This is a genomic window from Streptomyces sp. NPDC033177 (genome assembly GCF_055577715.1).
On record NZ_JBVIPS010000001.1, the window covers coordinates 91,483 to 104,446 of the forward strand.

16 protein-coding genes are annotated in these 12,964 nt (G+C 68.2%); 9 read left to right on the top strand and 7 right to left on the bottom strand.

The features are described 5' to 3' along the window. Positions 1-52 precede the first annotated feature (52 nt). A complete protein-coding gene (locus ACZ5U5_RS00450) occupies positions 53-643 on the top strand; it encodes a TetR/AcrR family transcriptional regulator (RefSeq protein WP_469014542.1) in 591 nt (196 codons plus the stop codon). Between the two features lie 8 nt (positions 644-651). Then, positions 652-903, top strand: a complete 252-nt coding sequence (locus ACZ5U5_RS00455; protein ID WP_469014543.1) for a DUF3885 domain-containing protein — start codon at positions 652-654, stop codon at positions 901-903. A 2-nt stretch (positions 904-905) separates the two neighbouring features. Here the strand turns inward: ACZ5U5_RS00455 and ACZ5U5_RS00460 are convergent, their stop codons facing one another. Continuing rightward, positions 906-1,454 carry a DapH/DapD/GlmU-related protein gene (locus tag ACZ5U5_RS00460; RefSeq protein ID WP_469014546.1) on the bottom strand — a complete coding sequence of 183 codons (549 nt, stop codon included), beginning with the start codon at positions 1,452-1,454 and terminating at the stop codon, positions 906-908. Positions 1,455-1,644: 190 nt separating this feature from the next. On the opposite strand from ACZ5U5_RS00460, the gene ACZ5U5_RS00465 reads away from it, so the two are divergent. Beyond that, positions 1,645-2,595: a LysR family transcriptional regulator gene (locus ACZ5U5_RS00465; protein WP_469014547.1), complete on the top strand. Its 951-nt coding sequence runs from the start codon at positions 1,645-1,647 to the stop codon at positions 2,593-2,595. Between the two features lie 511 nt (positions 2,596-3,106). On the opposite strand, the gene ACZ5U5_RS00470 is transcribed toward ACZ5U5_RS00465, so the two are convergent. Continuing rightward, complete coding sequence (locus tag ACZ5U5_RS00470) at positions 3,107-3,844, bottom strand: SDR family NAD(P)-dependent oxidoreductase (protein ID WP_469014548.1); 738 nt, start codon at positions 3,842-3,844, stop codon at positions 3,107-3,109. A gap of 84 nt (positions 3,845-3,928) precedes the next feature. Between ACZ5U5_RS00470 and ACZ5U5_RS00475 the strand changes: the two genes are divergently transcribed. Continuing rightward, positions 3,929-4,531, top strand: a complete 603-nt coding sequence (locus tag ACZ5U5_RS00475) for a TetR/AcrR family transcriptional regulator (RefSeq protein WP_469014551.1) — start codon at positions 3,929-3,931, stop codon at positions 4,529-4,531. A gap of 116 nt (positions 4,532-4,647) precedes the next feature. On the opposite strand, the gene ACZ5U5_RS00480 is transcribed toward ACZ5U5_RS00475, so the two are convergent. Together ACZ5U5_RS00480 and ACZ5U5_RS00485 are read right to left on the bottom strand one after the other, a co-directional pair. After that, the gene (locus ACZ5U5_RS00480) at positions 4,648-5,397 is read right to left on the bottom strand and encodes a dienelactone hydrolase family protein (protein WP_469014552.1); all 750 of its coding nucleotides are present in this window, start codon (positions 5,395-5,397) and stop codon (positions 4,648-4,650) included. Positions 5,398-5,659: 262 nt separating this feature from the next. Then, the gene (locus ACZ5U5_RS00485) at positions 5,660-6,568 is read right to left on the bottom strand and encodes a LysR family transcriptional regulator (RefSeq protein ID WP_469014553.1); all 909 of its coding nucleotides are present in this window, start codon (positions 6,566-6,568) and stop codon (positions 5,660-5,662) included. A gap of 71 nt (positions 6,569-6,639) precedes the next feature. Here ACZ5U5_RS00485 and ACZ5U5_RS00490 point away from each other — a divergent pair, with 71 nt between their 5' ends. Both ACZ5U5_RS00490 and ACZ5U5_RS00495 read left to right on the top strand, forming a co-directional pair. After that, positions 6,640-7,629, top strand: a complete 990-nt coding sequence (locus tag ACZ5U5_RS00490; RefSeq protein ID WP_469014556.1) for an NAD-dependent epimerase/dehydratase family protein — start codon at positions 6,640-6,642, stop codon at positions 7,627-7,629. 13 nt (positions 7,630-7,642) lie between these two features. After that, a complete protein-coding gene (locus ACZ5U5_RS00495; protein ID WP_469014557.1) occupies positions 7,643-8,527 on the top strand; it encodes an aldo/keto reductase in 885 nt (294 codons plus the stop codon). 48 nt (positions 8,528-8,575) lie between these two features. On the opposite strand, the gene ACZ5U5_RS00500 is transcribed toward ACZ5U5_RS00495, so the two are convergent. Both ACZ5U5_RS00500 and ACZ5U5_RS00505 read right to left on the bottom strand, forming a co-directional pair. Next, complete coding sequence (locus ACZ5U5_RS00500) at positions 8,576-9,643, bottom strand: NAD(P)/FAD-dependent oxidoreductase (protein ID WP_469014559.1); 1,068 nt, start codon at positions 9,641-9,643, stop codon at positions 8,576-8,578. Positions 9,644-9,761: 118 nt separating this feature from the next. Continuing rightward, positions 9,762-9,923: a hypothetical protein gene (locus ACZ5U5_RS00505; RefSeq protein ID WP_469014561.1), complete on the bottom strand. Its 162-nt coding sequence runs from the start codon at positions 9,921-9,923 to the stop codon at positions 9,762-9,764. Positions 9,924-10,159: 236 nt separating this feature from the next. Here ACZ5U5_RS00505 and ACZ5U5_RS00510 point away from each other — a divergent pair, with 236 nt between their 5' ends. Next, a complete protein-coding gene (locus tag ACZ5U5_RS00510; protein WP_469014562.1) occupies positions 10,160-10,387 on the top strand; it encodes a hypothetical protein in 228 nt (75 codons plus the stop codon). Between the two features lie 29 nt (positions 10,388-10,416). Here ACZ5U5_RS00510 and ACZ5U5_RS00515 read toward each other — a convergent pair whose 3' ends face one another. Beyond that, positions 10,417-11,715: an MFS transporter gene (locus ACZ5U5_RS00515; RefSeq protein WP_469014564.1), complete on the bottom strand. Its 1,299-nt coding sequence runs from the start codon at positions 11,713-11,715 to the stop codon at positions 10,417-10,419. Positions 11,716-11,753: 38 nt separating this feature from the next. On the opposite strand from ACZ5U5_RS00515, the gene ACZ5U5_RS00520 reads away from it, so the two are divergent. Both ACZ5U5_RS00520 and ACZ5U5_RS00525 read left to right on the top strand, forming a co-directional pair. Continuing rightward, a complete protein-coding gene (locus ACZ5U5_RS00520; protein ID WP_469014566.1) occupies positions 11,754-12,338 on the top strand; it encodes a CGNR zinc finger domain-containing protein in 585 nt (194 codons plus the stop codon). Positions 12,339-12,471: 133 nt separating this feature from the next. Beyond that, complete coding sequence (locus ACZ5U5_RS00525; RefSeq protein ID WP_365825140.1) at positions 12,472-12,837, top strand: hypothetical protein; 366 nt, start codon at positions 12,472-12,474, stop codon at positions 12,835-12,837. The last annotated feature ends 127 nt before the right edge of the window (positions 12,838-12,964 follow it).

The following is a 12,964-nucleotide window of genomic DNA, read 5'->3' on the forward strand; positions in this document are numbered from 1 at the left end:
GATAGGATGGGCGGGGCCACAACGGCTGGTCCAAGAACGAGGTGCATGCCTGATGGCCGGGAAGAAACAGTTCGACGTGGACATCGCGCTCGACGCAGCGATGATCCAGTTCTGGCGGGCCGGATACGCCGAAACGTCTCTCGACGACCTCTCCAGGACGACCGGATTGAACCGCAGCTCCATCTACTCCTCGTTCGGCGACAAGGACTCGCTCTACCTGCGCTGCCTGAACCGCTACGCCACGCGGTACGGAGAGAGGTACGACCAGGCGCTGTCCCGCGCGTCCGAGGAACCGCTCCAGGCGGTACGGGCGTTCTTCGACGTCACCCTGCAGCGCATCGCCGACCCTGACGTACCTGATGGATGCTTGATCACCCAGACCGCGATGGCGGCACCGTCACTCAGCCCCACCATCGCCGCACGCGCGATCGAAGGCCTGGCCATTCAGCATGCGCGGCTGCGGACCGCCTTGAGCGCCACGCAGTTGACCGACGGCGCCGCCGATGACTTCGCGGTTCACATGGCGGCGGTCAATCAGTCGCTGGCCGTGATGAGCAGGACCAGGGCGAGCCAGAAACAGCTCCGCACGGTCATCGACATCAGCATGAGCGCGCTCTCGCACGCCCTGCACGCCCGGAGCTGAGGGCTGAGGTGCCCTCATGCCGACCCCGTGCGGGCTACTGGCGGAGCCTGCTCGAGAGGGACGATCCCGATCCTGAGTTCCGCACGTACTGCCACCTGTTCGCGGTCCGCCGGCCCTGGCGGCGTGGCTGCATCGACGAGTCGCTCCGAGACATCGCCGACGACCAGGTGGCGGGCGTCCTCATCACCGACACTCGAATGCGGCGCCTCCACTATCCCTACGACGGTGGCGCCGATGTCTTCTTCCCCACCTCCGAGTGAGATCAATCGTTCCAACGCTTGCGCGCGCTCGCCGCCGGGCCTGTCACCAGGGTGTTCGGGGGAACATCCTTGGTGACAACGGCTCCGGCGCCGACCACCGCACCGTGCCCGATCGTGACGCCGGGGAGAACTGTCACGTGCGCGCCGAGCCAAGCGTCGGCCCCGATCGTGATGGGTGCACGCGTGATGAAATCGCTGCGCTCCGGCATCGTGAGGGGATGGTCGGAGGAGATGAGGTTGGTCTTCGGGCCGATCAGGACGCCGTCGCCCAGGTAGATGCCGCCCTGGTCCAGGAAGGTGCAGCTCTGGTTGACGAAGACGCGCTCCCCGAACTCGATGCGGAGCCCGTGATCGGTGTAGAAGGGCGGGTAGATGGTGACGGAGTCGGAAATCTGCTTGCCGATGATCTCGGACAGCAGAGCCGCGCGGGTGACTTTGTCGTCAAAAGGCAGGACGTTGAGCCGAGAGGTGAGCGTAGTCACGTGCTCGATGCGCTCAGCTACCCGCGCGAACTCGGGAGTGCGGACGTAGAGACGGTTCAGATCAGGCATGAAAGGTCCTCGCGATGGGGCGCCTCAGGGCGCGCAGCCGTTGGATGACACTTGCCGGTCACTCCAGTTGAGCAACCAGACGTTGACCGGGGGGCGACCTGAACCATCAAAGCGGCCGATGTGCATGAGAATCAAACAACGATCACTACGGGCATGAACAACGTTTGGTTGTCTGACTAGACTGCGGCGCATGGATGACATGGCCGTGCGCACCTTCGTCGCCGTAGCGGACGCGGGGCAGTTCCAGGAGGCTGCCGCCGACCTGCGGATCACGCCGCAAGCCGTGTCCAAGCGCGTCGCGGCACTGGAGAAGGAACTCGGTGTTCAGCTCTTCACCCGCGACGCCCGCGGGGCACGGCTCAGCGTTGACGGGCAGGCGTTCCTGCCTCACGCTCGCTCCTTCCTCGACTCAGCGGAGCGCGCTGTCGCGTCCGTGCGGCCGGGCCATCGGGCCCTGCGCGTCGACGTGATCGGCCGCCAGCTCTCCCTGGCAGGGCTGCTGCGCGGCTTCCATCGTGCCCACCCCGAGATCGAGTTGGACGTCGTGACGCTGTTCGACTCCGATGCGGCCATCACCGCGGTGCGGGACGGAACGATCGACGCGACGTTCCGGGCCGTGAGCATGCCGGGCCAGCAACTGCCCCAAGGCGTGGAAACCACTCCCGTCTTCGATGAACCCCTGCACCTGTTCACCGGAGCACGGCATGAGTTCGCGAAAGCCCCCACGCTCACGCCCGCCCAACTCGCCGGGCGGCACATCTGGATGCCCGGCAATCTGCCCGGCACCGAATGGGGCGCCTACTACGCCGAACTCGCCGCCGCCTTCGGCATCATCATCGACTCAGTGGGACCGGACTTCGGCATCGAGGCCCTGCTCGACACCATCGCCGGCTCGACGACGCTGGCCACCTTCGTCAGCGAACAGACCCCGCTGGTGTGGCCGGTCGGCCACACCCTGCGCCGCATTCCCCTCAAAGATCCGACCCCGGTCTATCCCCACTCGCTGATCTGGCGCACGCACAATCCGCATCCCTCGCTGGCCGCCCTGCGCCGTCACCTCACCGCCTCGTATCCCGGCCGCTTCAACAACGGTGTCTGGGCGCCACATTGGAGTTGCCCCACCCGGCCCACCCGGTCCTGACGCACCTGATTCACACTGTTGACGCAGAGCAGCGGGCTTGCCGGAATACGGCGACGAGGACAGGTCAGGCCGCGAGAGCCCACACCGTGCGAATGCCCTGCATGCTGTCCGGCGGGGTTCGGTCCTCGCACTGCTGACAGAGGGCGACATGTGCGCACGTCTGCGGCTGCGCCGGCCCGGCTTGGGCCTTGCGTACGGTCAGCCAGACCGCGATATAGGCAGGGCCGGTCGTAATCACAGCTACGGCAATCTCGGTCAAGGCCATCGGTCTCACCCCCCAGGCACGCTTTCGTATCCCTATCACCATAGGGGTGGGGGGTGTTGACGGGAAGCGGCTTGCCAAGAAGGAGCAATAAAGGAGCGATAGGGGCCGGATCTTCCCCTGCACATGGCTCGATGATTCCGTACGGGGTAAGTCCGCGGTCGTCACCGATCGGGATGTCGGTGAACAGCAGCCGGCAATGCGCCCCTCCCTTCGATGGGAACCGGACGCGCACCACCGGCCGCCGTCTCAGGCCCGGGTGTAGCCGCCGTCCGCGAAGAGTTCGGCACCGGTGACGAACGACGAGGCGTCGGAAGCAAGGAAGAGAGCAGCTTCGGCGATTTCCTCGGCGTCGGCCAGCCGCCCCAGGGGCACGACAGCCTCGGCGAACTGGTCGGCGCCCGGCCCCGCGGCGCCGAGCAGGCCAGGGGTCCGCGTGGGTCCCGGGCTGAGCACGTTGACCCGGAATCGGCGCTCCCGCGACTGCCGGGCCCAGTTGTGCACGAGGTTGCTCACCGCTGCCTTCGAGGCGCTGTAGACCTCCAGTTGCTCATTGGGCCGCACGCTGTTGCTCGAGCCGACGACCACGATGGAGGCGTTCTCCGCCAGCAGCGGAAGCGCCTTCTGAACGGTGAACAGTGGGCCCTTGACGTTGACGGCGAGCGTCAGGTCGACGTTCGCCTCGGTGTGGGCGCCGAGCGCGGCGTCCGCGACGATTCCCGCGTTGGCCACCAGCACGTCGATGCGTCCCGCCTCCTCGCGGACTCGCGCGTAGAGCGCGTCCAGGTCGGCCAGGACCGAGACGTCGGATCGTACGCCGGTGGCCGCTGGGCCGATCTCCTTGACTGCCGCCTCGATGCGGTCGACGTCCCGGCCGGTCACGAACACCCGTGCACCCTCCCGGACGAAGCGGTGGGCGATGGCCAGCCCAATCCCGCTGGTCCCTCCGGTGATCACGGCCACCTTCTCCTGCAGCACGCCTGACATGTCGAACCCCTTCAGTTATGGAATCGATCGTCCACAACGTAGGCAGTAATGGACGATCGAGTCAAGAATGGATACGCTGACGTCATGCCGAGACCACGCGCATTCGACGAAGGCCAAGTCCTGGAGCGGGCCCGGGAACAGTTCTGGGCGACCGGCTACGCAGGAACCCGGATGGACGACATCGCCCAGGCGACCGGCCTGGGCAAGGGCAGCCTGTACGGCGCGTTCGGCGACAAGGGCAAGCTGTTCCACCGTGTGTTCGGCGACTGGTGCACCGCAGTCGCCGAGGAGGCCGCCGGGAAGCTGGCAGGTGGACCGGAGGCAGAAGCCTTGGACCGGCTGTCGGCATACGTACACCTGATGGCGGAGAACACCGCCTCCGACACCGAACGCCGCGGGTGCCTGCTGGCCAAGGGCGTGGCGGAGCTGGCCCAGCACGATGCGACGGTCGCCCAGCGGTCGGCCGAGACCATGACGGCGCTGCTGACCCTGCTGCGCACGGAGATCAGCGCCGCCCAGCGCCACGGCGACATCGATGGCGCTGCGGACCCGGAGCAGTTGGCGGCGCTGCTGTTGACGGTGGTCCGCGGTATCGAGGCGGTGGGCAAGGCCGGCCTGGACCCGGAGACGGTGCGGAAGGTTGCGGACACCGCACTGGCGGTCCTGCCGATGTCCAAGGACCAGTAACGCCTCCGGGGCACAGGAGGGACGCCGGCCGCCACATCACGTGGCAACCGGGCCGCTCGCCACCCTGGCGTGCAGGCAACGGCGTGCGGGGGTGCTCCCGCTTGCGAGTAGGAGTCTCAGCCGTTGGTCAGAGTCCGGCCCAGGAGATCGAGCAGGCGCTCCCAATGGCGCTTCAGCCCAGCGGCGTTGAAGGCGTCGGTGTCGGCCATGGTGAAGCCGTGGACGGTGCCGGGGTAGATCTCGGAGGTGTGGTCGACACCTGCGCCGGCCAAAGCCTGGTTGAGCTCGCCTAGGGCCTCGGGCGTCAGGTCTGTTTCGGCATGCCCGAGATGCACCTGCGCGGTGATTTTCGAGAGGAGGCCGTGCAGACCGCCGGGCCCGTCCGCGACCACGGGGCAGTGGAATCCGGCGACGGCGGCCACCTGTCCGGGGTGGGCCGAGGCGGTGCGCAGCGCGAGGAGACCGCCGATGCAGTAGCCGGTCACGGCCACCGGTCCGGCTGCGACCTCGGGTTGCGCGGTCAGGAACCTGAGGTAGGCGTCCGCATCGCTCGCGACGCGTTCGCCGGCGATGTGCTCCTCGATCAAAGGCATCAGCTGGGCGAGGATCGCGGGACGTACCTCTTCTCCGATGTATTCGGGAAGTTCGACGAGCGGTGCCGGGCCGTGACGGTAGAAGTAGTTGGGGATGAGCACGTAGTACCCGTGCTCGGCCAATTCCCGGGCCATCTCCGCGAGTACGGGCCGCATGCCGAAGGCGTCCGCATACAGCAGCACCCCCGGGTGCCGCTCGGCGTCGTCGGGGAAGGCGGCGAAAGCGTCGGCCTGGCCGTCCGCGGTGGGAATCTGCAAACTCTTGGTAGGCATGACTTCTCCTGTCGTGGTTGATGTGCAGAACCTGAGATCAACACGACGGAGGCGGAGCCCGCGCCGCAGCGCGAGATCCTCGGTCGAACAGCGGGCCCACTCCGGCCCGTTCGGCGCTCAGGAGAGCACCGGGTAACCAGTCTGTGTGTGGCGCAAGGCCGTCCCGGTAGTCATCGCCGCGCAGCTTAGCCCACCGGACGGATGTCGCCGCCGGTACCCCAGAAAACCCCAGGGCCACACGAGGCCCAGCACGCTCTGCAGGTCAGGTTGCCTCCAGCGTCTCTGCCTGTTCCTGGAGTGCTTGTATCAGGGTCCTCACCTGGGGATGGCGGCGGCGGAGGATCGTGGCGACGCCGATGTGTCGAGTCGGAGTCGGCGGTGCGATGGGGATGGTGCGTACTCCTGCTGTCTGCGGGGTCAGAGCGATGGAGGGAATCAGCGAGATGCCCACGCCCGCGGCGACCAGTGAGCGGGCGAAGAAGTAGTCGGTCGTCGTGCTGCGCACCTCCGGGTCGAACCCGGCGCGCTCGGCGTAGCGGCGCAGGTACGCCTCGGTCTTGAGGCATCCAAGTACCCAAGGTTCGGCGGCCAGTTCAACGACATCGAGGGAGGCGCGGTCAGCCAGCCGATGAGTCTCGGGCAGGACGACATGCAGCGGGTCTTCCATGAGCGCCGTCCACGCCAGGCTGGAGCTTGTGCCGAGCCGACCGGGCAGCGGACCGTCGAAGTGGTAGGCGATGGCGACGTCCACGGCGCCCTGGCGGACCAGCGGCAGGCTGTCTTCGGGCTCGGCTTCCCTGACGTGGACCACGGTGTCGGGGTGGGCGGTGGCCAGGCGGGTGAGCGCGCCGGGCAGCAGGAGCCTGCCGCCGCTGGTGAAGGTGGCGATGGTGATCTGGGAGCGTCCGCCGCCGAGTTGGTCGACTTGCTGCTTGGCGTGGACGAGTTCCGCGGCGACCGACTCCGCCGCCCCCACCATGATCCGCCCGGCCGGGGTGAGGGTGACTCCGCGGGTGCTGCGCGCGACGACCTGGGCGCCGAGGCTGCGTTCGAGTGCGGCGATGTGCTGGGAGACGGCGGAGGGGGTGAGGTGGAGGGCTGCCGCCGCCTGGTTGAAGCTGCCGTGTTCGGCCACCGTCCGCAGGACTCGGAGCCGCTGCACATCGATCAACAGTATTCCTTAATACGTAGCCAGCAAGTAGGCACTTCTACTGACGACCTTAGGCGTTCAGGATGAGGGGCATGCAAAGAATCTGCGTTATCGGCGGAAGCCGCTACTTCGGCAAGCTCCTGGTCCAGCTCCTGCACGCGGCAGGCCACCAGGTCACTGTGATCAACCGCGGCTCCACCCCGCCGCCGGCAGGAATCGAGCACCTCGTTGCCGACCGCGATGACGAGGTTTCCCTGCTCGCCGCACTGGGCGACCGCAGCTTCGATGTGGTCGTGGACCAGGTCTGCTACACACCGATACAGGCCGCAATCGCCGCCCGCGCCTTCAACGGCCGCACCCTGCGCTACGTCATGACCTCCACGATCGAGGTCTACGATCCGGCCACCGCCGCACTGCCCGACGTCCCGGCCGGAACTCCGATCCCTGAACCGATCCCTGAACAGACGGTAGATCCGGCCACGTGGCGGGTGCAGATGAACCTGCCCTGGCACGACACGGCGTACCTGGAAACTCACTACGCCGAGGGCAAGCGTCAGGCGGAGGCTGTCTTCGCACAGCATCGCGGGTTCGACTTCGCCGCCGTGCGCAGCGCGCACGTCCTGGGCGGCGGCCTCCAGGAGTTCACGGGCCGCCTGGCGCACTACATCGAGCACCTCACCGAGGGCACGCAGATCACCGTGCACGCCCAGGCGCTGCCCACGGTCTTCATCCACTACCGGGAGCTGGCCGACCTGCTGCTGTGGGCGGCCACGGCCACCGACTTCACGGGCCCGCTCAACGCGTGCTCCGACGGCCCGCTCGATGTCCGCGCCCTGACTGCTGTGATCTCCGCACAGACCGGCGTGGAAGCCTCTTTCCGCAGCGTCGAGGTGGGCGAGCCGGCCTCGCCGTTCTCCTTCGACCGCCACTACGCCATGAGCAACGCCCGTGCGAAAGAACTGGGCTTCCGCTTCTCCCACACCGCACAGTGGCTCCCCGAAGCCGTCGCCGAGGCCCTCAGCGCACCGTCCGCCGCCACCCTTGCCACCGCCACCACTGCTGCCGCCACCACCGCGGCCTGAGGAGCAGACACCCATGCGCTACCGCACCATCGGGGATACCTCCGTGAGCGCCATCGGCCTGGGCGCCATGCCGCTGTCCATCGAGCACCGCCCGGACGAGGCGCGGGCAATCGCCACCATCCACGCGGCCCTGGACGCCGGGGTCACGCTCATCGACACGGCCGACAGCTACCACTGGCACGCCGACGAAGCCGGCCACAACGAACTCCTCATCGCCCGCGCCCTGACCCGCTACGGCGGCGACACCTCCCACCTGCTCATCGCCACCAAGGGCGGCCGGGGCCGCCCCGGCGACGGCAGCTGGACCATTACCGCCACCCCCTCCCACCTCAAGCACGCCGCCGAAGCGTCCCTCCGACGCTTGGGCGGGGAAGCCATCGGCCTCTACCAGCTGCACAAGCCGGACCCGGCCGTTCCCTGGGCCGATTCCGTGGGCGCACTGCGCGAACTGCTCGACGCCGGCACCATCCGATCCGCCGGAATCTCCAACGTCAGCACCGATCAAATCCGCGAGGCGCACGCCATCCTGGGCGAGGGACTGGTCTCCGTACAGAACCAGTACTCACCCGCTGTCCGTGACAGCGAGCCCGAGCTGCAACTGAGCACCCAGCTGGGTCTGGCCTTCCTGCCGTGGAGCCCGCTGGGCGGCATTTCCCGCAGTTCCCTCGACGGCCCCTCCGGGCCGACCGGGGCCCACACAGCCTTCCACCGCATCGCAGCCGAGCGCGGCGTCAGCGCACAACAGATCACCCTGGCCTGGCTGTTGACCCGCTCCCCGGCGATGATCCCCGTACCGGGCGCCAGCCGTCCGACATCGATCCAGGACTCCGCCGAGGCGGCCACGCTTGAACTGAGCGAAGCAGAACAGAGTCAGTTGGACGGCGCCCTGGCAAGGTGAACCGGCGCGAGGACGCCGAGCGTCGACACGCATGTTGCATCTCTCCCCTTACGAGGTGGTGCCGGCCGGCGGACGACAGTGCCGTAGCTCAGGGGGCGGACGGCCGGTCACGAGTTCGTCCGCGATGAGCCGTCCGGCGGTGGGCGCCAGGCTGATGGCGGAATGCATGACAGCGACGTACACGGAACGATCGCATGTCGCGTATCCGATGACGGGCCCGTGCGCAGGCATGGGGCGCATGCCGGTGCGGTAGCCCAGCAGGCGGCACTGCTCGCTCCCCCGAAAGGTTGCCTTGAGGCGCCGGAGCGTATCTTGCGCGACCTGCTCCGACACAGCAGTTGTGCCTCCGCCGTGCGGCAGGACCATCAAGAGCTCGCCATCCCGAACCTCTCGGACCTCGAAGTCCGGTCTGGCTACGATGGTCTTGACCAGGCCAGGCGGTGCGGTGACCCGCGCGAGGGCGGCCGGGGAGGCCGCAATGGGCAGGGCGGCGGACAGCGGCTTGCATAGCTCGGGGATATTGATCCCGGCCGTGAGGACGACGGTCTCGGCGGCGTGGATTCCCGCCGACGACAACACACCCTCAACGCGTCCGTTGGTCACCTGCAAGGAGGTGGCGGCGGTGTTGTGGAGCACAGTTGCTCCGTGGGCGACGGCGGCTGCCACGAGGGCGTGGGCCAATGCTGCTGGGTCGACGCCTGCATCGCTCGGCGTGTGGATGGCCTGGTCGGGTGGGTGTCGGAGGTTGGGCTCCAGCAACGCGATGTCGCTCCGCCCTATGTGGAACTGGCCTGGCCCGAGCCGCGAATCTTCCTCCGGGATCTCGGCCCAGGACAGCGAGCCGGTCCGGCGAACAGCGACATGGGGCAGGCGGGTCAGTTGGGTCAGTTCCGTCTCCAGGCGTCGGTAGTCCGCCAGGACGTACTCGCGGAGGTCCCGGGCACCACCGGGCCAATGGCCTCCCGCGCCTCTGATCCAGGCAAAGGAGTTCCCGGTGACCCCGGCGGCCGCTGCAGGTCCTTGCTCGAGCAGGGTGACCGGGATGCCTCGACGTGCGAGGTGGTAGGCCACTGAGGAGCCGACGATTCCCGCACCGACAACAACTACGGCTGACACGACTTCCTTTCCGGTGGGCCCACGACCGTTCAGGCTGAGTCTTGCAGCCAGCTGTGAACTGCAGCCGCACAGGCCTCGCCGAGGAGGGAAGCGGAGCCGGCTTGGGCAGACCCAGCCTTCAGCTGACGGGGCGCTCAGCGAGCTGATTCTCGCGGACCCGGGTTTCTGCTTCAGCACGGGTGGGGCCCCAGGCGACGGCGCCGGTCTTCTGGTCGAGGGCCATTACGCCGCCGCTTTCGCTCTCGACATCGTCGGCAAGGTAGATGATCTGCGCGTTCACAAGCTGTCCTGATCTGTTCGGAGCCGTCCCGTGAAGCGTGGGTCGGCGGTGAAAGGGTTCTCCGCTGCCAACGCCAGGACCACCCGCCTGGTCACGAAAGAGCGAGCAGACGGGGCTCCCCTCAATGTTCGGGTGCGGCCCCCTCTGCGGACGTCACCGTGTTCGGGCGGGCCACCAAGGGCGGTTGTGACGAAGTCCGGCGGGCATACGAGCCGATAGTCGGCAGGAGGTGCACGGTGACGAGACGGTCCGAACCGCCGGCCTGGGCCCGGCCCGGAGCACGCTGGGTGGCCTGGTTCTCCTGGCCGATGCTCTGCCTGAGCATCGCCATCCTCGTGTGGCGAGTCGTGGACGGCGACACCGCAGGAGAGATCGCCACCAACGCCCTCATATGCGTGGGGTTCGCCTGCCTCCTGATCGCCAACCGAAGGCATCGACGGCAGCAACTACCCGCAGAGCAATGACCGCTTCTCCATGAACATCAAATAGGCGGTCACTTCACCCTGTGTTGCCCGCAGGGACCAGGGCGCTCCCCACCACACGACGGTGGGGAGTTCTCCCGTTCCAACCCCTTCATCGCGAAAAAGGCCAGCGCCGCGAGGGCAGCCACACTCGCTGCAACTGCCAAGGTGCCCGGGAGGGACCAGGTCACGAGGGGGCCTGCGACCGCCGCGCCCAGCGCGAAGCCGGTGATCTTCAGGCTGGCGCCGGTGGTGAAGATCTGACTGCGCAGGTGTTCTGGGGATTCCCGGTGGCGGATGGTGAACAAGGCGGTCAGTTGCGGGCCTTCACCTATCCCGGCCATGAGTACGGCCGCGATGAGCACCACGGGTGACCCCGATGATCCCGAGGACCCCGTGGTCGCCAGGGCCAACCCGGCAGCCTGGAGCAGGGCGCCGGCCCACATGATCGTGTCGGGGGCGACCGTACGCGGAAACCGTACGAGTGCGGCATTGGCCGCCAAGGCGGAGACAGCCGCGCAGGAAAGCAGCATCGCGCCGCGGCCCGCTCCGCCCAGTACGCGCTCCCCCAGGAGTGGGATGCACGCCGTGAGCATCCCCGTGGCGGCACAGGAGACGACGGAACTGAGGGTCGCTCGGGCCAAGGCCGGCCTGCTGATGATGGTGCGCATTCCGTCGGCAAGGTCGGTGATCACCGAGGTCGCCTGACCGGCCCGCGCCCGAACCGGACGGGCCGAACAGGACGAACGAGCAGGACGAGCAGGACGAGCAGGACGTGCGGGCAGCATCCACGCTACGGGCAGCGCCAGGCCGATGAGTGCCACGGCGGCCACCACGGCCGTCGGAGCTCCCCACGCTTCCGCGACGCCGCCGGCGAGAGCCGGACCGGCCAGACTCGCCACGCCGAAGGTCATGGCGTCGAGTGCGTTCGCCCGGGGCAGGTGGTCGCCAAGCGCCACGCGCGGCAGTTGGGCCGTCCATCCGCCCGACAGTGCCGGACCCAGCAGCCCTGTCACCAAGGCGATCAGCAGGGTGACGGTGAACGGTATCCGGCCGAGTCCCGCAAGCAGCACTGCCAGCCCCACGGCGTACATGAGCAGGGCCCCGGCCAGCAGACGTCCCGGCCGTTCAGCTCTGTCCAGGAGGGCCCCGAGCACCGGCCCGCCCACTGCTGCGGAGATCGTGATGCCCGCGAGCAGCGCCGACGCCTCGACCGTCGAGCCGGCCATGGTGTAGCCCGCCAGCATCAACGCCGGTCCTGACATCTCGTCCCCCGTACGAGCCACCACCGCTCCGGCGAGATAGAGGTGGAGTGAGCAACGCTTTTCCATTGGCGGGACGTTACGGAGGTAACTCAAAACTCAGCAAGATGCGTTACATTCCCTCCGTGTCCCCACGCAGCGATGACTGGTCCACCCGGCACTCCGTGCTGACCACGGCTCGGCGAACCGCCGCCCTGCTCAACGCCCTTGCCGACGATCACCCCGATCCGAACGAGGTCGTCGATGTGCTCCGCGCATACGGTGAGACCGACCCCATCGACCTCACTCCAAGCGAGGTCGCCGGGATGCAGGCAGCCGCCGCTCTACTGCGGCAGGTCTTCGCCGCCGAGCACGTCGACGGCGCCGCAGCCACCCTCAACCGCCTCCTGCGAGACCACACGGGAGCGCTGCGCCTGACCTCGCACGTAGGCAGCACCCCCTGGCATCCGCATCTCGACCGCGACGACGACGCGCCCTGGGACCAGTGGCTCATCGCCTCCTCCTGCATGGCCCTGGCGGTTCTCGTCTGGGATCGCCAACGCCCGCCCGGCGGGATCTGCGCCTCCTCCAGCTGCCGGAACGTCTTCATCACCCAGGGCAGCGGCCCAGAACGCCGCTACTGCTCCCGCCGATGCGCGACCCGCGAGCGCGTCGCGGCCCACCGACGCTCCCGAACGTCGGAAGTTTCATGAGCCGTTGAGTGGCAACACGGTCCGCATGGCTGGAGAGAGAAGAACCTCTGATGACAATGCCGGAAACGCCCGGCAAAACACGAAGACAGCAGCCGCCAAGGGGCGGTCCACTGCGAGTACAGGGGCGAGCAAGGTGAACACCACTGCACAGAAGGCCAAGCAGGAATCGGCCGAGGCCGCCGAGAAGGCGAAGGGTTCCGCCGGGGAGGCGGCCGACGCCGCCGGTTCCGGTGCGCAGTCGTTCGGTCTCGCGACCCAGCGCGCGAAGCAGGCCGCGGCCGCCGGACTCGAGAGCGGCGGCAAGACGGTGGCAGCGGCCACCGGCAAGGTCACTTCGACGGCTGTCGCCGGCTGGACCCTGGTGAAGAACCGCAAGGCCATCGCCGCGGGGGCTGCCGCAGGTCTGGTCAGTGTGGTCGGCCTTTCCTTCACCGCCGGGCGCAAGACAGCGAAGATCCAGGGCGGACCGCTGACGCGACTGACGCATGGCCGTCTCTGATTTCTGCCGCTTACAACCAACCACTTCAGGCGTCGGGGGGGGGGGGGGGGGGGTTTTTCCCCCCCCCCCCCCCCCCCCCGCCATAGGGGGGGGTCCCCCCCCCCCCCCCGAGGAACCCCCGTCCCCC

Coding starts and splice junctions, on each gene's coding strand:
- ACZ5U5_RS00490 (WP_469014556.1), top strand. CDS start 6,640: ATGCAAAGAATCTGCGTTATCGGCGGAAGCCGCTACTTCGGCAAGCTC.
- ACZ5U5_RS00495 (WP_469014557.1), top strand. CDS start 7,643: ATGCGCTACCGCACCATCGGGGATACCTCCGTGAGCGCCATCGGCCTG.
- ACZ5U5_RS00480 (WP_469014552.1), bottom strand. CDS start 5,397: ATGCCTACCAAGAGTTTGCAGATTCCCACCGCGGACGGCCAGGCCGAC.
- ACZ5U5_RS00465 (WP_469014547.1), top strand. CDS start 1,645: ATGGATGACATGGCCGTGCGCACCTTCGTCGCCGTAGCGGACGCGGGG.
- ACZ5U5_RS00515 (WP_469014564.1), bottom strand. CDS start 11,715: ATGGAAAAGCGTTGCTCACTCCACCTCTATCTCGCCGGAGCGGTGGTG.
- ACZ5U5_RS00460 (WP_469014546.1), bottom strand. CDS start 1,454: ATGCCTGATCTGAACCGTCTCTACGTCCGCACTCCCGAGTTCGCGCGG.
- ACZ5U5_RS00470 (WP_469014548.1), bottom strand. CDS start 3,844: ATGTCAGGCGTGCTGCAGGAGAAGGTGGCCGTGATCACCGGAGGGACC.
- ACZ5U5_RS00475 (WP_469014551.1), top strand. CDS start 3,929: ATGCCGAGACCACGCGCATTCGACGAAGGCCAAGTCCTGGAGCGGGCC.
- ACZ5U5_RS00520 (WP_469014566.1), top strand. CDS start 11,754: ATGCGTTACATTCCCTCCGTGTCCCCACGCAGCGATGACTGGTCCACC.
- ACZ5U5_RS00450 (WP_469014542.1), top strand. CDS start 53: ATGGCCGGGAAGAAACAGTTCGACGTGGACATCGCGCTCGACGCAGCG.